The following is a 21,619-nucleotide window of genomic DNA, read 5'->3' as shown; positions in this document are numbered from 1 at the left end:
TTTTTAAGTTACGGGCTCAGCCCGATGTTATTTTTTCTGAAAGTAATTATACAATAATTTTGAATAATCCGAACCGGTATTGATATTCATAAAACTGGCAGAGCTGTTGGCAAAGTCTTCTTCCAGCGCTCTGAGTTTTTGTTTTTGAGCTTCTGCGAAGGTATACCGCCATCTTGCACTGGAAGTATTGGCCCAGATCTCTTTTCCGGTTTCTACATCAAGTAATCGGGCATATCCGACGTCAGGGATTTCATTATCTTTTTCATCATAAATCCTCATTCCCAGCAACTGATGTTTCTTTGAAGCTACTCTCAGCATTTTGGAGTCATAGGCATCCTCAAAATCTGAAAACAGAAATACCAGAGATTTTCTTTTAAAAATTCCCATCATATATTCCATTGCCTTGTCTATTTTAGATTCTGCCGGAACATAATCTGCAGTGAGAATATTGCTGATAATAGAAAGGATATGTTTTCTTCCTTTTTGAGGAGGAATGACTTTATATACTTTATCAGCAAACAGGATCAATCCTACTTTATCATTATTACCAGCTGCTGAAAATCCTAAACTGGCGGCAATTTCAGCTACATATTCCCTTTTCAGCTGGACTTTTGTTCCATAATCCATGGAAGCGGAAATATCCACAAGAATCATCATTGTCAGTTCCCTTTCTTCTTCCATTACTTTTACGAATGGTTCACGGAAACGTGCGGTTTTATTCCAGTCGATTCTTCTGATCTCATCTCCAAACTGATAAGGACGTACCTCAGAAAAAGTCATCCCCTGCCCTTTAAAAGCGCTGTGATATTGCCCCATCAAAGCAGCCTCCGTCTTTTTTCTGGTACGGATTTCAATTTGCTTTACTTTTTTTACAATATCTTTTATCTGCATAGACGAGTTCAAAATTCAAGGTTTAACATTCAAAGTTTAATGTTGGGTGAGGTATCCGGGTTTTGGGCTAGTCATTAAACTCAATGGATACGTTCGACCACTCATTATCAAACTTTGTGTTGTATTTTTTATAAAAATTGATGGCTGGCTCATTCCAGTTCAATACCTGAAACACCATTCCACTGTAATTATTGGTTTGACCATATTCCAGTGTTGCATCAAATAATTTTTTTCCAATCTGCTTTCCTCTTAGCTTTTCAGTTACTACAAGATCTTCAAGATACAGCCTTCTTCCTTTCCAGGTTGAATATCTGTCATAATACAGGGATATTCCAACTATTTCTCCTTCATATTCCGCTACAAAAGCTCCCCACACGGGAGAAGTTCCAAAACCATCCTGAGTAAAATCATCCAAAGTCACCGCTACTTCATGCAGTGCTTTTTCATATTCTGCCAATTCTTTTATCAAATCCAGCATGGAAGCACAGTCCTGCTGAACTGCTTTTCTTATGATCACATCACTCATTATGGTGCCTGTATTTTTGCTAAAATCCTGTTAATAATTTCTTCCGTTGAAATTTCTTCTGCTTCAGCTTCAAAAGTTAAGCCTATTCTGTGCCTCAATACGTCTTTTGCCAATGCTTTTACATCTTCCGGAATAACAAATGCTCTTCCTTTTAAGAAGGCGTAGGCTCTTGAAGCAATAGCAAGGTTAATGGATGCTCTTGGAGAAGCTCCGAAGCTGATATAATTCTTAAGTTCAGAAAGACCGTAATTTTCCGGATAACGTGTTGCGAACACCATATCCAGGATATATTTTTCAATTTTCTCGTCGAGATAAATCTGATTGATCAGCTCTTTTGCATCTACAATATCCTGAAGAGATATTACAGGTTTTACTGTTGGCTGGTGTGAGGTTGAAACCATTCTCATCACCTGTCTTTCATCTTCAAAAGCGGGATAATCGATGGTACACTTCAGCATAAAACGGTCACTTTGTGCCTCAGGCAGCAAGTAAGTTCCCTCCTGATCAATCGGGTTTTGTGTTGCCAGTACCAGGAACGGCTTTGGAAGCTTCATGGTTTCATCACCAATCGTGACCTGCTTTTCCTGCATAACTTCCAGAAGCGCTGACTGTACTTTTGCCGGCGCACGGTTGATCTCATCTGCCAAAACAAAATTCGCAAATACCGGTCCTTTTTTTATAGAGAAATCATTGTCTTTGATATTGAAGATCATGGTTCCCACAACGTCTGCAGGAAGTAAATCCGGCGTAAACTGAATCCTTGAAAAATCTCCATGAACAGCATCTGCCAATGTTTTTATCGCTAAGGTTTTAGCCAGTCCCGGTACTCCTTCAAGAAGAACGTGTCCATTTCCCAAAAGCCCTACCAAAAGACGGTCTACCATGTATTCCTGTCCAATAATAACTTTGTTGATTTCCTGTCTCAGAAGAGTAAATAAGTAGTTTTTTTCTTTTACTTTTTCCGTCAATTGGCGGATATCTTCAGCTTGATATATCTCTGACATAGCTTGATTTAAAATAAGTGGTAAATTTCTGATAAATACTTGCATTAATCAACATAATAAATGCCATTTTTGAGTTAAAGTTTGTTAAAAAATCCCGTATTGATACAACTTGCAGAACTGCTGAAGTCTTAAAACTCAATAGTATGATCTGATTTTTTCATAAAAATATATAAAATTTGCTTTAATCTCCTGCTCAAAAATTGTCATTTCCAGTTTATTAAACTATTTTTGGTGATTAAAAATTTTGCAAAATGAATTATCATTTTCAAGCACACAGACAGGTTAGAAAGAACCTTTTAGATATCCTTCAGAATACCTCTCATGAAGATCTGATCCTGATTCCGGATGGTTTCAACAACAATATTTACTGGAATATTGCCCATACTGTTGCCACACAGCAGCTATTGCACTATTACCTGAGCGGAAATCCTTTCCGTATAGACAAGTATTGGATTGAAACCTATAAGAAAGGGACTTTACCCAACTTAAATGTTCAGAAATCAGAAGTGGAAGATTTAGAATTTTTACTTACCGAAACTTCAAAGATTTTAATGAAGGATTATGACAGTGATTTCTTCTCAGACTATACTCCTTATACCACAAGTTTCGGAATGGATCTGAAAAGCATCCAGGATGCCATCATCTTCAACAATATGCACGAAACCCTTCACTATGGATATGTGATGGCACAAAAAAGAGCAATTTTAGGAGAGAAGTATTAGTTCAAAGTTTAAGATTTAAAGTTTAAGGTTATGGGGACTATTAATAGATTTGAGGATTTAGAGATCTGGAAATTATCCCGACAACTATGTAACGAGATTTATAATATTATTGAATCTACAAACCTTAAGAATAATTTTAAACTTAGCAATCAAATTGATGGATCTTCGGGGTCTGTAATGGATAATATTGCCGAAGGATTTGAAAGAAACGGGAATAAAGAATTTATACAATTTCTTTCTATCGCGAAAGCTTCCTGTGGAGAAACCAGATCACAATTGTATAGAGTTTTTGACAGGAGCTTTATTTCGCAGGAAAAATTTGAAACATTAATTGAGCAGACAGAAACATTAAGTAAAAAGATCAGCTCTTTTATAAAATATTTAAATACAACAGATTTAAAAGGAACAAAGTACAAACCTTAAATTCAAAACTTTAAACTTTGAACTTTAGACTTTGAACCTTAAACATAAAATTTTAACAACTCAATGAAAGACGATTTTATTTTCGGGCTGCGTCCCGTGATTGAAGCAATTGAAGCGGGAAAAACGATTGACAAGATCTTTGTGCAGAATGCACTTCAGGGTCCTATTTATGCTGAATTAAAAGCCATTTTAGCGAAAAATAAAATCCGTCCCAATTATGTTCCGGTTGAAAAACTGAACCGTTTTACAAGAAAAAACCACCAGGGTGTGGTAGCTTTTATTTCGGATGTACCGTTTCATAAAGTGGAGGATATTGTTCCACAGTTATTCGAACAGGGAAAAACACCTTTCCTTTTAATTCTGGACAGACTTACCGATGTAAGAAACTTTGGAGCCATCTGCAGAACAGCGGAATGCGTAGGAATAGATGCAGTTATTATTCCTGAAAAAGGAGCTGCTCCTATCAATTCCGATGCGATAAAAACTTCTGCCGGAGCAATCTATAATATCAAAATATGTAAGGAAAACAATCTTGCCCACACGGTAGACTTCCTTCAGCAAAGCGGAATTTCCGTATATGCAGCCAGCGAAAAAGCGCAGAAGTTAATCTATGATGTTAATATGACTGAGCCATGTGCTATCGTTATGGGAAATGAGGAAACCGGAATTTCTAAAGAAGTATTGCATCATGCTGATGAAAAAATAAAACTTCCTATTGAAGGAAAAACACAATCCCTGAATGTTTCTGTAGCATGTGGAGCGATTTTGTATGAAGCGGTAAGACAGAAAATGTCCGTGATACCCAATCCGTAAACCATGAAAATACAATCACTTTTACCCTTATTTTTTGTCCCGTTGGCTATTAACGCCCAGACAAAAAAAATAGCAACAGACAACCGTCTTACTATTGATCTTGATAAGATGGTTCAGAAAGAGGCTGTTGCTTACATGCAGGATCCTGCACGCGTGGGACTTTCAATAGGCATTTTTAAAGATGGTAAAAGTTATTTTTATAATTATGGGACAACAGAAATAGGGAAATCAGAACTTCCGACCTCTAAAAGTCTGTACGAGATTGCATCTATCACCAAAACTTTTACCGGAACACTTCTGGCTCATGCTTTAGTAGATGGAAAAATCAAAATGGATGATGATATCCGAAAATATCTGGATGGCAATTATCCTAATCTTGAATTTGAAAAGCATCCGATAACGATTGGCACTCTTACCAATCACTCATCGGGGTTGCCACAGTTTTTGCCGGATCAGTCTGAAACATTCAAAAAACCGATGGACTCTGTTGCTATGGCACTGTCTGATTTTTATAAAAACTATTCAAAAAAAAAGTTTTATGAAGATCTTCATCAGGCAAAAGTGGATTTTGTTCCGGGTACAGAATATAAATATTCCAATGTCGGAACACAGATTGCCGGGGATATCCTGGAAAAAGTATACCATAAAACTTATGCAGATCTCCTTTCAGAGTATATTACAAAGCCTTTGAAAATGAATCAGACCATTGTTGGTACGAATTCTGCACAGCTATTGACTTGTTATAACGAAAAAGGAAAGATAATGCCCAGAAATTTCACAACAATCTTTGCTCCTGCCGGTGGAATTATGTCCACCACGGAGGATCTCGTGAAATATATGCAGTATCATCTGGATGAGGGTAATAGGTATGTAAAAGCATCCCATACTCCTCTTGTAAATAGTAAAGGAGATGCCATTGGATTGTATTGGAGGCTGCACACTTATGAAGACGGAACGCAAACTGTTTATCATACAGGAGGTACATTTGGTTTTTCAAGTGTTCTTCAGATGTATCCATCAAAAAATATGGGAGTCGTAGTACTTTCCAATGAATCGGATGGAGAATCCCAGGGGAAACTGCATGATATTGCAGATAATATATTAAGAAACAGTAGTAAAAAATAAAGTTAAAAAAATCGAATGAAGAATATTGCAGCGCTTGCGCTTATATCATCAATAGCTCTTGTATCTTGTAAAAAAGAAACAGCAAAAATAACGAAAGTAGATCCTAAAACCGGAAAAACAGTAACTGTAGAAGTTCCCGCTGATTCTGTAGCGAAAGTTTCAGAAAACCCGGCTATCAAAGATTCTGCAGGAGTTATTACACAGACTTTTAAGCTGGAAAAAGGTAAAACATACCCTCTTACCACTTATCAGAGAGATGTGAAGACTATGACAGACCCTCAGGGGAAATCCATCACCGCTACCAGCGAATCTACAGATGAGATGAATTTTGTTGTGGATGACATCAAAGGAAACGTATATGAAATGACGCTTAACCTTGTAGCAAAGAGAAGTTCTCAGTCGGCACAGGGAAAAACGGTAGTAGTAGACACCAAACTTCCTCTTCCTAAAGAAGATGATCTTAAAATGATCTGGAACGTCAACAAAGCGCTTACCGGAAACAAACTTCAGATGAAGATGGATACAAAAGGGAATGTGATTTCTATTACAGGATTTGATGCTGTTTACACAAAAGTAGGTAACGCAGTTGGTACACTTATCAAAGATGCCAATGAAAAAGCAAGCGTAGTAGCAAGCCTTAAGCAGTCTTTCAACGAAAAAGTACTGAAAGACCAGTTCCATAAAAACCTGATGATTATTCCTAAAAAAGGAGTTAAAATCGGAGAAAAATGGTCAACTTCTGAAAATGCTGACGCCAGCGGTGCTGTTAAAGTAACCTCCAATTATGTAATGAAAAGCTTAGGAAACGGAGCTGCAGAAATTGCAGTAACCGGAGGTATTCCCAAGAAAACAGAGAAGAAAACTCAGGGGCCTATCACACACAGCCTGAGTAGTGAACTGGTTCAAAACGGAACCATTAAGTTTGACGAAAGCACAGGCTGGATAACCAACCAGAATATCAACGTAAAAACAACTCAGATAGAAACCATTTCGGATGGAAAACAGTCTCAGTCTATGAAGAGCGTTTCCAATTCTTCGGTAATGGTAAACCCATCTGCTAAATAACTTGAATAAACATTCAGGGTTTAAAGTTTACATCTTAAACCCTGAACTTTAAACAAAAAAATTATGAAGTACATTCTTGAGTTAGTACTCTCTGCCATTATTATTTTCTTTGTCTGGAATATTCTGAAAAGAATTTTCTTTAAGACATTCTATAGTTACCGTTTTAATAACAATAATCAAAACAACGGGCAGCAGGACATCAACAACTCGAATAAGAATAACAAAAAGAACCTTAAGTGGGATGCAGAAACGGTAGACTACGAAGAGGTGAAAGAGAGTAATGACAAAAGGTAAAAATTCCAAGAAATAAAAGATAATAACCAGCATGGCAAAAAATAAAAACTTAATTTATATTGCAATTTCATTAGTAGTATTTATAGTTTTAGCATTTTTATATTCCACTCCTGTATTTTCAGGGAAACAGCTTTTCCAGCATGATATCGTACAGTACAGAGGAGGAGCAAAAGAACTGCTTGACTATAGAGCCAATACCGGAAATGAAACCTATTGGAGTGACTCCATGTTTGGGGGAATGCCGACTTATCAGATGGGAAGCCAGTTCAAAGGTGATATCATCAAAAAAATCGACAGCAATCTGAATTTCCTGCCAAGGCCGGTTAATTATCTCTTCCTGCTGTTTGCAGGTTTTTTCCTTTTGGGAATGGTGGTGGTCAGAAACTGGAAATATGCTCTTTTGGGAGCTACTTTCTTCGGACTTTCGACTTATTTTTATATCATTATTGCAGCCGGACATAACGGTAAAGTAAATACCATTGAATATTTCGCACCGCTGTTAGCCGGAATTTTACTGGTGTATATCAGGAAACAATACATCTGGGGATTCATCGTCACGACCCTTTTTATGGGGCTTCAGATCGCTGCCAATCACCCGCAGATGACCTATTATCTGTTTCTTGCTTTAGGATTCTTATTCCTTTCTGAACTGATCAGAGCCATCCAGAAAAAAACACCGATGAAGCACTTCCTTATTTCATCAGGAATTATCGCAGCGTCATGTGTTATCGGGGTTGGAATGAATTCACAAAGAATCATGGCCAATTCAGAATATGTAAAAGAAACGGTTCGTGGAAAGCAGATTTTAAATAACGACAGCCATACTTCAGGAAAATCCGGAATGGACAAAGAAAGTATGCTGATGTGGAGCTACGGGCAACTGGAAACGTTAAACCTTTTCATTCCAAGATTAATGGGAGGCGGAAGCCAGGAACCTGAAGGAAAAGAAATCATGAACAGAGTTCAGGAGCTGGTTCAGGAAAATGTGGGTTCACAGGCTGAAATGGACAGAATTTCCAAAGGTTTCAGCGGGGTTACTTACTGGGGAGACCAACCGGGAACTTCAGGACCTGCCTATCAGGGAGCAATTGTTTGTTTTCTTGCTTTATTGGGATTCTTTTTTGCCTCGAAAAAATACCGTTACTGGATTTTAGGAGCTTCCATTCTGACTATTTTACTGGCCTGGGGAAGTAACTTTATGCCATTGTCTGATTTCTTTATCGATTACGTACCGTTTTACAATAAATTCAGGGCTCCTTCTTCAATCCTGGTTGTGGTAGAACTATTATTCCCGCTAATTGCCATTCTGGGATTGTACAGATTCTTTACAGATGAAAAACTGACTGAAGAACATAAACAGAAAATCCTTCTTTATGTGGGAGGTGGTACATTAGGGTTTTTATTGATTCTTTTGATCTTTGGAAAGTCTTTACTAGGCTTTGCGACAGAAAATGAAAAGACTTATTTTCCTCCTTTCCTACTCGATTATCTTGTCGATGAGAGATATAAATTATTCAGAATAGATGCGATAAAAGCATTCATTTATGTAGCAATTGCTGCAGCTGCCTTATTCTTAACTTTAAAGAAAAAGCTTAATCAGAATATTGCTTTGGTTATCATCGGAGTGGTAAGTTTATTTGATCTTTGGTCCGTAAACAAGCGTTACTTAAATGATGAAAACTACGTAGATAAAATCTTTGCTGAAAATCCTTTCCAGACAGAAAGTTCAGATCTGCTGGCTGAAAAAGTACAGGGAAATCCAAATCTGGAATCTATTTTATCCAATGTCAACATCAACAAAACATTGGAAACGATTGCAGAAAAAGACAAAACACACTACAGAATCTATAATCAAACACTGGGTGTAACCAGCGAAACCAACACATCTTATTTTAAGGCTTCCATTGGTGGTTACCATGCTGTAAAATTAAGAAGATACGATGATGTATTAAATGAATATATCAACAGCATCGACAGTGTAAAAACACCTAATGTATTAAACCTGTTGAATGCCAAATACATGATTTTCGGAGGTCCTGAGCAGCCACAGGTTGTTCCTAATCCAAAAGCCAATGGTAATGCATGGTTTGTAAGCGATTTAAAATTTGCAGATACTCCTAATCAGGAAATTAAAGCTATCGGGACTATTGACAATAAGAAAACAGCTGTCATTGCTTCATCTGACAAATCCTATTTTGATAACAAACCTGTTCAGGCAGATTCTACCGCATTCATCAATCTTACGAAATACCAGCCTAACGAACTTGAATTTAAATCTCAGTCGAAGACACCTCAATTGGCTGTATTCTCTGAAGTGTATTATCCTCACGGATGGAAAGTACTTGTAGACGAAAAAGAAGTTCCTTACATCAAAGCAGATTATTTGCTTCGCGCCGTACATGTTCCGGCAGGAAACCACCATATCAGAATGGTTTTTGAACCTGAAGTGATTGAAAAAGGGAAATGGCTTTCTCTTCTTTCATTCGGATTATTTATCCTGTTGGCTGCATTTGGAATTTTCTGGATTAACAAAAACAGGAAAAAAGAAATTGCTGTTGAACAAAAGGTTTAATGAGGAGATAGCGTGAGATTCTTCACTGCGCTACGCTTGGTTCAGAATGACAAAGACCATTAAGTAAAAAATGGAACAAAAGAAAATACTGATTATCACCTATTACTGGCCTCCTGCGGGAGGTCCTGGTGTTCAAAGATGGCTGAAGTTTGCAAAATATCTACCTGATTTTGGTTGGAAACCTATCATCTATACCCCGGAAAATCCAAGTTATCCATTGCTGGACGAAACATTGATGAAAGATGTTCCGGAAAACATTGAGATGGTAAGAACTAAAATATGGGAGCCTTATCAGCTGGCTGAAAAGCTGAATAAGAGCAATAAAAAATTTAAGGCAGGACAGTTTGATGTTGGAAAAAACCAAAGCTGGAAATCCAGGCTTTCAATTTGGGTACGAGGCAATTTTTTCATTCCTGATGCCAGAGTTTTTTGGGTAAAACCATCCATTACATTTTTAGAAAAATACCTGAAAGAAAATAAAATAGACACCATCGTTACTTCCGGTCCGCCCCACTCACTGCATCTGATTGGTTTAGGGCTTAAAAATAAAATGCCGGATCTGAAATGGGTTGCCGATTTCCGTGATCCATGGACAGAGATTTCCTACTACAAACATCTGAAATTAACTAAAAGTTCAGATAAAAAACACCGGCAGCTGGAAAGTGCTGTATTTAAGAATGCAGATATCACTTTGGCAACAAGTTATACTGATGCCGAAAACTTCAGGAAAGCAGGAGCCAATGCCATTTGTATTACGAATGGATATGATGAAAGTGATTCTGGTCAAAAAGCGGAAGGGCAAAATTTGCAAAATGGACAAGCATTTACTCTAAGTTATATTGGGGTTCTTGAACAGCTCAGAAATCCTGAAAATCTTTGGAAAGCTCTTGATGAGCTTATCAAAGAAAACGCTGAATTTGCGGCTGATTTTAAATTAAAATTTGTAGGGAGAATAGATGATAAAATCCTACAATCCATCGAAAATTCAAGTCTGAAAAATCATATTCTGAATCTTGGATATCTTGCTCATGGAAAAGCCGTAGAAGAGATGCAGAATTCCAATCTGCTTCTGATCACCAATTTTCCAAATGAATCTTCAAAAGGAATTATCCCCGGAAAAATATTTGAATACCTGGCTTCAGGAAAACTTATCCTGTCATTCGGTCCTGACAAAGCTGATGTATCAAAAATTCTGGAAGAAACCCAGGCTGGAAAACATTTCAGCTATCAGGATACAGAAGCAGTCAAGAGCTTTATTCTTGAAAAATTCAATCTTTGGAAAAACGGAAGTCTTCTTGAAAACACCCAGCATATTGAGCAGTTCTCAAGAAAAAATCTTACTCAACAGCTGACTGAAGTTTTGAAATAAAAAAAGAAAGGAAGTTAGAGGCTGAAAGCTGGAAGTTTATTCCAGTCGGCAACTTCTAACTTCTAACTTCTAACTTCTAACTTCTAACTTCTAACTTCTAACTTCTACTCTATATCGTCCATTGGTCATTCACAACGGCAATGAGATAGTATTTACCCTCAAATTCTTCGAATACGAAACGAACCGTTTTCCAGTCCATATTACCGGATTTTTCGGTTCCTTTGATATAATTTTCCGTGAAATCAGCTTTAGGATAAATCTCTTTTAAATTATTCAGGGAGTTTCCTCCGCCGATAAATTTATTCACTGAATATTGTGAAGCTGTAAAGTCTTTAGAAAAAACCCATTTGCCAAGATAATCATTGATGGTTGCTTTATAAGGATCTCCTGAACCATCCTGTGTACCCCATGTAAACAAGGTTTTAGTAGGCTGGTATTTTTCAAAATCTGCTTTAGAAAAATGTTTATCTTCTTTCAGATTAACAAAAGCATACATTGAAAAACGGATCCCTTTTTGCGGGTGAATGAAGGAGGCAAAAGTTGCATAATCTTTAGCTTTCAGTGCTTTCAAAACCTCATCATTAACCAGCTTTAAAGCGGCTTCTTTATCCGCATGGGTCTGAACCGTACCTGCAGTGTCTGTTTTATTTTGTGCAATAGAATCTATTTCGTTCGGAACAGGTTTCCCGGCCTCTTTCTTACAGGCTGTAACAAGACTCAAAACGAATACCGCGATCAATAATTTTTTCATATTTTATATTTTGCAATGGGTAAAAAACACCAAAACTGATGCCAAGCGGTACATGATCTAAAGAGATAAAGACTATGAGGATTGGAAGGTTTCGGCTTCTCATTTTAAAAATTACATCGTACATTTGTTAGATGGAAATGTTGGACATTCTGATTATCGGGGCCGGACCTATTGGTCTGAACTGCGCCCTTGAAGCTAAAAAAAACAATCTTAGTTATGTAATCATAGAAAAAGGAACTATTGTCAATTCACTGTACAATTATCCTTTGTACATGCGTTTTTTCTCCACTGCTGAAAAGCTGGAAATTGATGAGATTCCCTTTATTTCTACTGCTCCAAAACCTGGAAGACAGGAAGCTCTGGAATATTACCAGGGAATTGCCAGACAAAAAAACCTGAATATTAACCTGTATGAAAAAGTTCTGAGCGTTTCAAAGAATGATGAAATATTTGATATCAAAACCACCAAAGCAAATTATCAGGCTAAAAATGTAGTCATCGCTACGGGGTTTTATGATATTCCTAACCTGATGAATATTCCCGGTGAAGACCTTCCGAAGGTTAAACATTATTATACGGAACCTTACCCCTATGCAAGGCAGAAAATTGTGGTGGTAGGCTCCAGTAATTCTGCTGTAGATGCAGCCCTGGAAACGTACAGAAAAGGAGCTGATGTAACGATGATTGTCCGTCATGCTGAGATTTCCAAAAGTGTAAAATATTGGGTAAAACCAGACATTGAAAACAGAATTGCAGAGGGCAGCATTAAAGCTCATTTTAATGCAGAAATGATCGAAATTAAAGAAAACTCTGTTGTTTTTAAAGATGAGAACGGAGCTATTCATGAAATTGACAATGATTTTGTTCTGGCCATGACAGGCTACCTTCCTGATTTTGATTTTCTGAAAAATTCAGGAATAGAACTCAACGGAGACTGCCTGAATCCTTTTTACCATCCTGAAACCATGGAAACCAATATTTCTAATCTCTATCTTGCAGGAGTAGTTTGTGGAGGAAAAGATACTCATCTATGGTTTATTGAAAATTCAAGGATTCATGCGAATATGATCATCAATTCGATTCTTTCCAGATTTTCATCGTAAATGATTACAGATATTAAAAAAGCGTTATATCATCTCTTTTTCTACCTTATTTTTATCCTTAAGCATCCATGGAACGATAAAATAAAAACCAATAGCGATAACTGCCGCCAGTACTCCTGTTCCGATCCATAATGCATTGAAACCTAATTTTTCTGCTATCAGTGTTCCTATATAAGGTGTTACAATAAACGCGATGGAGAATGACATTCCGTTCAGTCCCATGTAAGCGCCTTTATTGTTCTCTCCTGAACGCAATGCCGTAATCGTTGACATAAAAGGAAGTGTCCATATTTCTCCCACGCAAAGCAATGTCATAGACAGCACAAGGGTAATCAGTCTGTAATCGAAAGCGAGCATGGCATAGGAAATACCACACAGAAAAGTCCCGATCAGCATAGTAAAAGCTAAAGTAAAATATTTCTCAGCAATCTGTACCAGTCCCATTTCGAGCAGTACAATCAGAAAACCGCTGTATCCCAGAATATATCCGATATTCTGCTGGCTCAGATGAGCTGTATCCTTATAAAATATCGTCAGGGTACTGAACAGCTGGAAGAAACATATGGAAAACAGCATACAGAATACACAATAAATAAGGAATTTACTGTCTCGGTAGGGTGAACTTTCTTTTTTAATAATAATAGCTTTTTTTACTTTTTTTGCTTTCAGTTTAGCTAATCGCGCCCGGTTTTTAAAGAACCAGATATACATCAATCCTGCCAGCAAAGCAGCCAATGCATTGCTGAAAAACAGAAATTCATAAGAAATAGCCGACAAAATACCACCCAGTGCAGGACCAATAGAAAACCCAAGGTTAACGGCCATACGATTGAGCGAGAAAGCACGGGTAATATTTTCAGGTTTTGCATATTTGGTAATCGCCACCGAGTTTGCGGGACGGAACGTTTCACTTACAATACTTTGGGCTAAAATAATTCCTGCCAATCCGGCTTCTGTTGTAAAAAGCGGAATCAAGCAGAATAAAGGAACGCTGAGCAGCAAACTCAGACTCTGCACCCTGTACTCTCCTATTTTATCCGTAATCATACCTCCAAGCCATGATCCGATAACCGAACCTATTCCAAAAAAACTCAGTACAATTCCGGAATTTTCAATACTGAAATGCAAATGATTCGTCATATAAACTCCCAGAAACGGAAGTACCATAGAGCCGGCCCTGTTGATGAGCATTACCAACGCCAGCATCCAACTCTCCTGCGAGAGTCCTTTGAAAGAACTCGTATATACGTTAATTAATCTCACAATAATATTTTGGGGAAATTTGACAGTGCAAAATTAGATAAAAATAACCCAAAAGTCTTTGTTTAAACCCTATTTTTATCAATAACCTTCAACAGACAATCAACTTTATCTTAAAAAACAGTTTTATCTGCTATATAAAAACAATAAACTTTTATAAAAATCGTAAATTGCAGTAACAACAGATGCTTTTATACTAAATTCACTTAGAAACATAATAAAATTTTAACCAATACTGAAGAATGATAACCTACGAAAATTTACATGATACGCTATCTTTTTACAGTATTGACTGCTGCCAATCCTATTACATTTCTTCCGGAAAACCCATTTTTGAATTTCCAAAAGCTCCTTTCAGAATGGATTATTATGCACTATGTATATGTACTGCCGGAGAAATCAATATTGAAATAGACCGTCAGAAATACAAAGTAGATGCTGACAGCTTTCTTATTGCAGCACCTTCTACCATTGTGAAATTTGGAAAAACCAGTGATGATTTTACGATGAAACTGCTGTTCTTCGACAAGAACTTTCTGATTAAAAATATTTCCAATCCTTTTATCATTGAGAAAATGAATCTTTTCTCCAAAGGCTCATACAGCATCGTAAAAACTACGGCAACCAATTCTTCACTTCTGCAAAATCTTCTGGATTACCTCGATAAAAAATCGAAAAAGCAGGGAAAATTTACAGAGGAGATTATCCGTACCATTATTTTCAATCTTCTGCTGGAGACTGCTGAGATTATGGAACAGGAAAATGCTGCAAATCCGGAAAAGGAAGAAGGAAAAAAAGACCTTTATCTCAAATTCAGTAAACTGATCCGTGAAAATATCACCAGGGAAAGAACGGTTCAGTTTTATGCGGATCAACTTCATATTTCCAATAAATACCTCATCGAAATCATTAAGAAATCAAGCGGAAAAACACCTCATGAAGTGATTGATGAAGCATTACTGAAGGAAGCGTATGTCATGCTTGGAAACCCTGAAATCACCATATCGGAGATCGCCTTTGAGCTTCAGTTTAACTCAGCATCAGCTTTCGGCCGTTTCTTTAAAAAACATACGGCACTTTCCCCTTCGGAGTACAGAACTAAAGAAAATATTCAGTCATGAGAATTTGGGGATAATAATTCTGAACTTGGGGATATATATCGCTTTCTGAATAGAGGTACCTTTATACTGTTAATTAAAAACAATAAAAGATGAGTACGATCAATTCAAAATTCGATAAAGTTTTAAATGCCTCTGAGCAGTTTGGAAATGTAAACCACGAACCGGATTCAAGCAAAGAAGTTCAGATTAACACTCCTGAAAAGACGATGCCTTTTTCCGACCAGATCGGAAACTACCAGCGTAATAAAGGCATCCCTTTACAATCTTACGAAAACAGTAAAATCTATATTGTTGGAAGCGGAATTGCCGGCATGTCGGCAGCGTATTATTTTATCCGTGATGGCCGTGTACCCGGCAAAAATATTATTTTCCTCGACCAGCTGAATGTGGAAGGCGGATCTTTGGATGGAGCTGGTAACGCAAAAGACGGTTACATCATCCGTGGAGGAAGAGAAATGGATATGACTTATGAAAATCTATGGGATATGTTCCAGGATATTCCTGCTTTGGAACTGCCTGCTCCTTATAGTGTATTGGATGAATACCGTCTTGTTAATGACAACGACCCGAATTACTCTAAAGCAAGATTGATCCACAATCAAGGACAGATCAAGGATTTTAGCAAATTCGGACTTGAGAAAAAAGATCAGCTGGCGATTGTAAAACTATTGCTTAAGAAAAAAGAAGAACTGGATGATCTTACAATTGAAGATTATTTTTCTCAATCTTTCCTCAACAGTAATTTCTGGTTCTTCTGGCGTTCTATGTTTGCCTTCGAAAACTGGCACAGCTTACTGGAACTGAAACTGTATATGCACAGATTCCTTCATGCCATTGACGGAATGAAAGACTTCTCATGTCTGGTATTCCCCAAATATAACCAGTATGATACGTATGTAACTCCATTAAAAAACTTCCTGGTGGAAAAAGGAGTGCAGATCCAGTTCAATACTTTGGTAAAAGATCTTGATATTCATATTAATACGGAAGGAAAAACTGTAGAAGGAATTATCACTGAACAAAATGGGGAAGAAGTAAGAATACCGGTTGGTAAAGACGACTACGTTATTGTAACTACCGGTTCTATGACTGAAAGCACATTCTACGGAGACAATAATACCGTTCCTGAGGTTACCATTGACAACAGCAGTGCCGGGCAAAGTGCAGGATGGAAGCTTTGGAAAAATCTTGCCGCAAAATCTGAAGTATTCGGGAAACCTGAAAAATTCTGTAGCCACATTGAAAAATCTTCATGGGAGTCTGCTACCTTAACCTGCCGTCCTTCTGCTTTCACAGATAAACTGAAAGAACTGTGTGTAAATGATCCTTATTCAGGAAGAACAGCCACAGGAGGTATTATCACCATTACAGATTCTAATTGGGTAATGAGTTTTACCTGCAACAGGCAACCGCACTTCCCTACTCAGCCGGATGACATCCTTGTAGTTTGGGTTTATGCTTTACTGATGGATAAAGAAGGTAATTATATCAAAAAAACAATGCCTCAGTGTACCGGGAACGAGATTCTGTCCGAGCTTTGCTACCACCTTGGAATAGCAGATCAGCTGGATAATGTCACTGAAAATACCATTGTACGTACTGCATTCATGCCATATATCACGTCTATGTTTATGCCGAGAGCGATGGGAGACCGTCCGAGAGTGGTTCCTGCAGGATGTACCAACTTAGGTCTTGTAGGACAGTTTGTAGAAACCAATAATGATGTTGTCTTCACCATGGAAAGCTCTGTAAGAACTGCGAGAATAGCTGTTTACAATCTTCTTAACCTTAATAAACAGGTTCCGGACATCAATCCGTTACAGTATGACATCCGACATTTATTAAAAGCGACTCAGGCTCTGAATGATTATAAACCTTTCTTAGGAGAAGGAATTTTAAGAAAAATATTAAAAGGAACTTATTTTGAACATATTCTGGTAAACCGTCCTGATGAAAAAGAAGAACATGAATCTTTCTTAACCAGATTTCAGGAATGGGTAAAAGGAGTAAAAGACTAAAAATAAATCTCATGGATTTTAAAAATATAACGATAGCGGGAAGCGGCGTATTAGGATATCAGATCGCTTTCCAGACGGCCTATCACGGTTTTAACGTTACCGTATATGATATCAATGATGAAGTATTGGAAAAAGCCAAAGGTAAATTCACCGCTTTAAGTGAAGCTTACAAAAAAGATCTGGGCGCAACGAAGGAACAACTTGATGCCACATTTAAAAATATCAATTATTCATCAGACCTTGCTGAAGCAGTAAAAGATGCCGATCTTCTGATAGAAGCAGTTCCAGAAGATCCAGCAATTAAAACAGAATTCTACCATAAGCTGGCTAAGATTGCCCCGGAAAAAACAGTATTTGCAACGAATTCTTCTACTCTTCTTCCAAGTCAGTTTGCTGAGGATACAGGAAGACCGGAGAAATTTGTAGCCCTCCATTTTGCCAATGAAATCTGGAAGCACAATACCGGAGAGGTAATGCGGCATCCGGGAACTTCTCAGGAGGTATTTGATTCTGTAATCAGATTTGCGAAAGCAATTGGAATGGTAGCACTGCCTATCCAGAAGGAACAACCCGGGTATATTGTCAATTCATTATTGGTTCCGCTGCTTGGCGCTGCAGTCAATCTATGGGTTGATGAAGTATCAGATATAGAAACAATTGACAAGACATGGATGGTAGCTACAGGAGCACCTGCAGGGCCATTTGGTATTCTGGATATTGTAGGAATTACGACGGCTTATAATATCAATAAGATGGAAGCTGAAGAAACTCAGGATCCACTAAAGATAAAAGCTGTAGAAAAATTAAAAAAAGAATATATTGATAAAGGAAAACTGGGAGTATTGACCGGGGAAGGATTTTATAAATATCCAAATCCCGCCTATCAGGACAAGGATTTCCTGAAGTAGAATCTTAAATTTCAGATTTTTAGCTATTAAAATAAATCAGGACTTCAATGCAAGTCCTGATTTTTTCTTATCAATTATTCTTAAGATTAATTCTGATTTAATTTTGTCTGTTGGAATTCGCAGGCGCAAGTTTATTTTTTAACCCGTTTTTAAGACGCAAAGATTTTATCTACGATAAAATTGATATTTGTTGATCCCTGGAGCTTAGAACATTTATCAATTAATTAGTATAACACATGCCGGAAATCTTCGATTTCCTCGCGTCTTAAAAATATTCAGAATGAATGAATTTCTTTGCGCCGTTGCGTATTCCAACAAAAACAACAAAAAGCAGGACTTCATTTGAAGTCCTGCTTTTTGTTTTATGATCTATTCCTGAAAGTTATTCAGGTTTATAAGAATCTTTCAATGTTACTGTTCTGTTGAATACCAAGGTATCTTCAGTAGAATCCTGATCTTTTGTAAAATATCCGATTCTCTGGAACTGTAATGGTTCTCCTACAGCAACTTCTTTCAGGCTCGGTTCAGCAAATCCTTTCACTGTAGTTACAGACTCAGGATTGATGAAGTTCAAGAAGTCTACATCTTTTTCCGCATCAGGCTGTTCCACTGTAAACAGTTGGTTGTAGATTCTTACTTCTACAGGAATAGCATGTTTTGCAGATACCCAATGTAAAGTTCCTTTTACTTTTCTTAAACTTTCCTCCGTTCCGCTTCCTGACTTACTCTTCTCATCATACGTAGCGTAGATCGTTGTAATCTCACCATTTTCATCCTTCTCCACTCTTTCAGCTTTGATGATGTAAGCAGACTTCAAACGAACTTCTCCTCCTAATTTAAGTCTGAAGAATTTATTGTTAGCTTCTTCCTTGAAGTCTTCACGTTCAATATAGATTTCTCTTGAGAATGGTACTTCTCTTGTCCCTGCATCTTCCTGTTCAGGATTATTCTCAGTTTCTAACCATTCTTCCTTATCTTCCGGATAGTTTTCGATCACTAATTTCACTGGATCTACTACTGCCATCACACGCTTGGCAACCTTATTCAGGTCTTCACGCACGCAGAAATCAAGCAGCTGAATTTCAATAAGGTTTTCTCTTTTCGCAACCCCTACTTTTTCAATAAAGTTTCTGATAGAAGCCGGAGTAAATCCTTTTCTTCTCATCCCAGAGATAGTAGGCATTCTAGGATCATCCCATCCGGTTACGACCCCTTCAGCAACCAGTCTCTGCAGCTTTCTTTTGGAAGTAATCATATAGGAAACATTCATCCTTGCAAATTCTCTCTGCTTGTTTTTAACCTTTCCTTCTTCATACACCTGGTCAAGATACCAGTTGTACAACGGTCTGTGATTTTCAAACTCCAGAGAACAAAGGGAATGTGAAACCTGTTCGATATAATCGGATTCACCATGAGCCCAGTCGTACATAGGATAAATTTTCCAGGCTGTACCTGTTCTGTGGTGAGGTTTATTCAAAATTCTGTACATCACCGGGTCACGCATATTCATATTAGGCGAAACCATGTCGATTTTTGCACGAAGAGACATCGAACCGCTTTCAAACTCTCCGTTTTTCATCCTTTCGAATAAATCTAACGATTCTTCAACAGGACGGTTTCTGTATGGAGATTCAATTCCCGGCTCTGCAGGATTTTTTCTTTGCTCGGTAATCACTTCAGAAGGCTGCTCATCTACATAAGCTTTTCCTTCTTTAATTAACTGAACTGCCCAATCGTAAAGCTGCTGGAAGTAATCGGATGCATACAAAACTTTATCCCATTTGAAACCCAGCCATTCAACGTCTTTCATAATAGAGTCTACGAATTCCTGTTCTTCTTTTTCAGGGTTCGTATCGTCGAAACGAAGGTTTACGGGAGCATTGTATTTTTCGCCCAGCCCAAAATTGATGCAGATGGCTTTTGTATGCCCTACATGCAGATAACCATTAGGTTCAGGCGGAAAACGGAAACGAATCTGCTCTCTTTTCAGACCGTTTGCCAGATCATCTTCTATAATTTGCTCAATAAAATTGAGTGATTTTTTTTCTTCTTCCATTAAAGTAGCTTTTATTTTTTAGCAAAAAAAGTTTTACAAAGTTACGGAAAAATAAGCTTTTGTAAAAGTGGTAATTTAAATGCCTTACCTGTTGTATTTCGATATTTTTTCACTAATTTCGGAAAGCTAATACCATTGTAACCATTAACCGTTATGGCTGTTTATATCCTAAGCAACCGGAAAATTATCCGGCATAAAGGTGAAAGAGTAGACTCTTTTTCCAATGAAGAATACTCGATTCCTAATTTCAGAATCGCCAAGTGCGATTTTGAGAACTACAAGGAGCCTTCAGAACAAGTCAAAAAGAAAAAGGATTATATCAACAGAAATATTTTAAATTACAAGCTTTTTTCTGAACCCGAAAAACAGGGTTATGAAGAAGTTCTGGAGGTACTGCTGAGCGAAAAAGGAATTAAAAAATCCTCTCTTACAGCCAATAATCTTGGCGGAACCCAAAGAATGTTTTATGAACTGTACAAAAATATGTCTTCTACCAAAGACAGAAGTGATGTCATGATATTCATCCATGGTTATTTATATGATTTTGATGATGAATTAAAAGCTATACTTGATCTGAAAAAAATATTTATTGATAATCCAGCCTCTCCTGTAGAGCATATTTTATTTGTGAGCTGGCCCGCCTCCGGCAGTATAATTCCGTTGAGTTATTTTGATGATAAAGCTTCCAGCATCAATTCGGGAACATCTTTGATGAGATTGTTCTATTTCTACACTCAATTTTTAAAAGATATTTTTTCCAACCGGGATCTTGCTCCCTGCAACCAAAGAATACATCTTGTGGCCCACTCTATGGGAAACAGGGTACTTCAAAGTATGTTATACAGCCTTAAAAGGGAAAATATCCTCCGTGTTATCGACCAGGTCCTTCTGTTAAATGCTGACGTGAGCTATAAAGTATTTGAAGATGCTGAGGATTCATTTAATAAGCTTCCCTTACTGGCTAACAGGATTTCTATTTACTTAAACAGACAGGATATTATTCTGGCGGCTTCTCAGTTTACGAAAAATATTCTTACCCCAAGGCTGGGTAAAAATGGTCCGAGCGGTATTGATCAATATAAAGATATTGTGTCTGTTATCGACTGTACCTTTGTAAAAGATGATCTGCTTAACAATTTTAAATATGAAGCAGGAAACCATTGGGGATATCTTTCCAGTTCGCAGGTACAGCATGATATTTTCCAAAATTTATATGGAATTGACAGAAATCTTATTTCCAACAGGTCTAAAGATAATGAAAACATTTTCACAATTTTTTCTTAACAAATAATTAAAATAATCTCCAAAAAATGAATTATACGTTAAAAATAAGCTAAAAAATATCAGTATGGCACAATGATTGCTAATTCATTTGTTAGGGAATTACAATTTTTAATTATGGGACAGATTAAAAAAAGGTTTTCTAATATATTAAACTATATAAAGAAAGCCATTTTCGTAAAAGATGTGATTTAATTGAGTAACAACCTCTAAATCAACAAAATATTCGATCTATAACTGCCAGGTCCTCCTACAGACCGGATTAAAAAAAATTCAAATATTCTGAACAGGAAGGGATTGCAGGTGAAAAACTGAAA

19 protein-coding genes are annotated in these 21,619 nt (G+C 37.3%); 13 read left to right on the top strand and 6 right to left on the bottom strand.

Features of this window, described 5'->3' with window-relative positions; genetic code table 11:
• Positions 1–27: 27 nt before the first annotated feature.
• The 3 genes from ACLI50_RS12755 to ACLI50_RS12745 form a co-directional block, all read right to left on the bottom strand.
• Positions 28–891: a DUF58 domain-containing protein gene (locus tag ACLI50_RS12755; RefSeq protein ID WP_076597442.1), complete on the bottom strand. Its 864-nt coding sequence runs from the start codon at positions 889–891 to the stop codon at positions 28–30.
• Between the two features lie 67 nt (positions 892–958).
• Positions 959–1,417, bottom strand: coding sequence for a GNAT family N-acetyltransferase (locus ACLI50_RS12750; protein ID WP_411413930.1), 459 nt, complete (start codon positions 1,415–1,417; stop codon positions 959–961).
• A complete protein-coding gene (locus ACLI50_RS12745) occupies positions 1,417–2,421 on the bottom strand; it encodes an AAA family ATPase (protein ID WP_227942935.1) in 1,005 nt (334 codons plus the stop codon). The genes ACLI50_RS12750 and ACLI50_RS12745 overlap by 1 nt, the downstream gene beginning before the upstream one ends.
• Positions 2,422–2,672: 251 nt before the next feature.
• Between ACLI50_RS12745 and ACLI50_RS12740 the strand changes: the two genes are divergently transcribed.
• The 8 genes from ACLI50_RS12740 (at position 2,673) to ACLI50_RS12705 (ending at position 10,804) form a co-directional block, all read left to right on the top strand.
• Positions 2,673–3,143 carry a DinB family protein gene (locus ACLI50_RS12740; protein ID WP_202838931.1) on the top strand — a complete coding sequence of 157 codons (471 nt, stop codon included), beginning with the start codon at positions 2,673–2,675 and terminating at the stop codon, positions 3,141–3,143.
• Between the two features lie 30 nt (positions 3,144–3,173).
• On the top strand, positions 3,174–3,566 hold the full coding sequence (locus ACLI50_RS12735) for a four helix bundle protein (protein WP_227942938.1): 393 nt from the start codon (positions 3,174–3,176) through the stop codon (positions 3,564–3,566).
• 63 nt (positions 3,567–3,629) lie between these two features.
• Positions 3,630–4,379 carry a 23S rRNA (guanosine(2251)-2'-O)-methyltransferase RlmB gene (rlmB, locus tag ACLI50_RS12730; RefSeq protein WP_062674398.1) on the top strand — a complete coding sequence of 250 codons (750 nt, stop codon included), beginning with the start codon at positions 3,630–3,632 and terminating at the stop codon, positions 4,377–4,379.
• A gap of 3 nt (positions 4,380–4,382) precedes the next feature.
• Positions 4,383–5,504, top strand: a complete 1,122-nt coding sequence (locus ACLI50_RS12725; protein ID WP_343640166.1) for a serine hydrolase domain-containing protein — start codon at positions 4,383–4,385, stop codon at positions 5,502–5,504.
• Positions 5,505–5,519: 15 nt separating this feature from the next.
• Positions 5,520–6,569 carry a DUF6263 family protein gene (locus ACLI50_RS12720; protein ID WP_227942940.1) on the top strand — a complete coding sequence of 350 codons (1,050 nt, stop codon included), beginning with the start codon at positions 5,520–5,522 and terminating at the stop codon, positions 6,567–6,569.
• A gap of 63 nt (positions 6,570–6,632) precedes the next feature.
• The gene (locus ACLI50_RS12715) at positions 6,633–6,863 is read left to right on the top strand and encodes a hypothetical protein (RefSeq protein WP_062674391.1); all 231 of its coding nucleotides are present in this window, start codon (positions 6,633–6,635) and stop codon (positions 6,861–6,863) included.
• Between the two features lie 31 nt (positions 6,864–6,894).
• Positions 6,895–9,435: a YfhO family protein gene (locus ACLI50_RS12710; protein WP_411413929.1), complete on the top strand. Its 2,541-nt coding sequence runs from the start codon at positions 6,895–6,897 to the stop codon at positions 9,433–9,435.
• 70 nt (positions 9,436–9,505) lie between these two features.
• On the top strand, positions 9,506–10,804 hold the full coding sequence (locus ACLI50_RS12705) for a glycosyltransferase family protein (RefSeq protein ID WP_411413928.1): 1,299 nt from the start codon (positions 9,506–9,508) through the stop codon (positions 10,802–10,804).
• A gap of 109 nt (positions 10,805–10,913) precedes the next feature.
• On the opposite strand, the gene ACLI50_RS12700 is transcribed toward ACLI50_RS12705, so the two are convergent.
• The gene (locus tag ACLI50_RS12700) at positions 10,914–11,555 is read right to left on the bottom strand and encodes a hypothetical protein (protein WP_411413927.1); all 642 of its coding nucleotides are present in this window, start codon (positions 11,553–11,555) and stop codon (positions 10,914–10,916) included.
• A 131-nt stretch (positions 11,556–11,686) separates the two neighbouring features.
• Between ACLI50_RS12700 and ACLI50_RS12695 the strand changes: the two genes are divergently transcribed.
• Positions 11,687–12,658 carry a YpdA family putative bacillithiol disulfide reductase gene (locus tag ACLI50_RS12695; RefSeq protein ID WP_411413926.1) on the top strand — a complete coding sequence of 324 codons (972 nt, stop codon included), beginning with the start codon at positions 11,687–11,689 and terminating at the stop codon, positions 12,656–12,658.
• Positions 12,659–12,682: 24 nt separating this feature from the next.
• Here the strand turns inward: ACLI50_RS12695 and ACLI50_RS12690 are convergent, their stop codons facing one another.
• Entirely contained in the window at positions 12,683–13,864 is a 1,182-nt protein-coding gene (locus ACLI50_RS12690) for an MFS transporter (RefSeq protein WP_411414088.1), read from the bottom strand.
• A gap of 296 nt (positions 13,865–14,160) precedes the next feature.
• Here ACLI50_RS12690 and ACLI50_RS12685 point away from each other — a divergent pair, with 296 nt between their 5' ends.
• The 3 genes from ACLI50_RS12685 (at position 14,161) to ACLI50_RS12675 (ending at position 17,965) form a co-directional block, all read left to right on the top strand.
• On the top strand, positions 14,161–15,039 hold the full coding sequence (locus ACLI50_RS12685; protein WP_343640177.1) for an AraC family transcriptional regulator: 879 nt from the start codon (positions 14,161–14,163) through the stop codon (positions 15,037–15,039).
• Positions 15,040–15,128: 89 nt separating this feature from the next.
• Positions 15,129–17,057, top strand: a complete 1,929-nt coding sequence (locus ACLI50_RS12680) for an oleate hydratase (RefSeq protein ID WP_411413925.1) — start codon at positions 15,129–15,131, stop codon at positions 17,055–17,057.
• Positions 17,058–17,068: 11 nt separating this feature from the next.
• The gene (locus ACLI50_RS12675) at positions 17,069–17,965 is read left to right on the top strand and encodes a 3-hydroxyacyl-CoA dehydrogenase (protein WP_277695324.1); all 897 of its coding nucleotides are present in this window, start codon (positions 17,069–17,071) and stop codon (positions 17,963–17,965) included.
• A 382-nt stretch (positions 17,966–18,347) separates the two neighbouring features.
• Here ACLI50_RS12675 and ACLI50_RS12670 read toward each other — a convergent pair whose 3' ends face one another.
• Positions 18,348–20,021 (bottom strand): glutamine--tRNA ligase/YqeY domain fusion protein, encoded by a 1,674-nt coding sequence (locus ACLI50_RS12670; RefSeq protein WP_110010149.1) that lies wholly within the window; start codon positions 20,019–20,021, stop codon positions 18,348–18,350.
• A gap of 153 nt (positions 20,022–20,174) precedes the next feature.
• On the opposite strand from ACLI50_RS12670, the gene ACLI50_RS12665 reads away from it, so the two are divergent.
• Positions 20,175–21,305 (top strand): alpha/beta hydrolase, encoded by a 1,131-nt coding sequence (locus tag ACLI50_RS12665; RefSeq protein ID WP_411413924.1) that lies wholly within the window; start codon positions 20,175–20,177, stop codon positions 21,303–21,305.
• The last annotated feature ends 314 nt before the right edge of the window (positions 21,306–21,619 follow it).

It is taken from the genome of Chryseobacterium cupriresistens (genome assembly GCF_046614675.1).
GTDB classification, from domain to species: domain Bacteria; phylum Bacteroidota; class Bacteroidia; order Flavobacteriales; family Weeksellaceae; genus Chryseobacterium; species Chryseobacterium cupriresistens.
This window is presented reverse-complemented; position numbering and strand designations above follow the sequence as displayed.

What these genes read in the sequence shown, in the direction of transcription:
- ACLI50_RS12755 (WP_076597442.1), bottom strand. Translation starts at nt 891, where the DNA reads ATGCAGATAAAAGATATTGTAAAAAAAGTAAAGCAAATTGAAATCCGT.
- ACLI50_RS12750 (WP_411413930.1), bottom strand. Translation starts at nt 1,417, where the DNA reads ATGAGTGATGTGATCATAAGAAAAGCAGTTCAGCAGGACTGTGCTTCC.
- ACLI50_RS12745 (WP_227942935.1), bottom strand. Translation starts at nt 2,421, where the DNA reads ATGTCAGAGATATATCAAGCTGAAGATATCCGCCAATTGACGGAAAAA.
- ACLI50_RS12740 (WP_202838931.1), top strand. Translation starts at nt 2,673, where the DNA reads ATGAATTATCATTTTCAAGCACACAGACAGGTTAGAAAGAACCTTTTA.
- ACLI50_RS12735 (WP_227942938.1), top strand. Translation starts at nt 3,174, where the DNA reads ATGGGGACTATTAATAGATTTGAGGATTTAGAGATCTGGAAATTATCC.
- rlmB (WP_062674398.1), top strand. Translation starts at nt 3,630, where the DNA reads ATGAAAGACGATTTTATTTTCGGGCTGCGTCCCGTGATTGAAGCAATT.
- ACLI50_RS12725 (WP_343640166.1), top strand. Translation starts at nt 4,383, where the DNA reads ATGAAAATACAATCACTTTTACCCTTATTTTTTGTCCCGTTGGCTATT.
- ACLI50_RS12720 (WP_227942940.1), top strand. Translation starts at nt 5,520, where the DNA reads ATGAAGAATATTGCAGCGCTTGCGCTTATATCATCAATAGCTCTTGTA.
- ACLI50_RS12715 (WP_062674391.1), top strand. Translation starts at nt 6,633, where the DNA reads ATGAAGTACATTCTTGAGTTAGTACTCTCTGCCATTATTATTTTCTTT.
- ACLI50_RS12710 (WP_411413929.1), top strand. Translation starts at nt 6,895, where the DNA reads ATGGCAAAAAATAAAAACTTAATTTATATTGCAATTTCATTAGTAGTA.
- ACLI50_RS12705 (WP_411413928.1), top strand. Translation starts at nt 9,506, where the DNA reads ATGGAACAAAAGAAAATACTGATTATCACCTATTACTGGCCTCCTGCG.
- ACLI50_RS12700 (WP_411413927.1), bottom strand. Translation starts at nt 11,555, where the DNA reads ATGAAAAAATTATTGATCGCGGTATTCGTTTTGAGTCTTGTTACAGCC.
- ACLI50_RS12695 (WP_411413926.1), top strand. Translation starts at nt 11,687, where the DNA reads ATGGAAATGTTGGACATTCTGATTATCGGGGCCGGACCTATTGGTCTG.
- ACLI50_RS12690 (WP_411414088.1), bottom strand. Translation starts at nt 13,864, where the DNA reads ATGCTGGCGTTGGTAATGCTCATCAACAGGGCCGGCTCTATGGTACTT.
- ACLI50_RS12685 (WP_343640177.1), top strand. Translation starts at nt 14,161, where the DNA reads ATGATAACCTACGAAAATTTACATGATACGCTATCTTTTTACAGTATT.
- ACLI50_RS12680 (WP_411413925.1), top strand. Translation starts at nt 15,129, where the DNA reads ATGAGTACGATCAATTCAAAATTCGATAAAGTTTTAAATGCCTCTGAG.
- ACLI50_RS12675 (WP_277695324.1), top strand. Translation starts at nt 17,069, where the DNA reads ATGGATTTTAAAAATATAACGATAGCGGGAAGCGGCGTATTAGGATAT.
- ACLI50_RS12670 (WP_110010149.1), bottom strand. Translation starts at nt 20,021, where the DNA reads ATGGAAGAAGAAAAAAAATCACTCAATTTTATTGAGCAAATTATAGAA.
- ACLI50_RS12665 (WP_411413924.1), top strand. Translation starts at nt 20,175, where the DNA reads ATGGCTGTTTATATCCTAAGCAACCGGAAAATTATCCGGCATAAAGGT.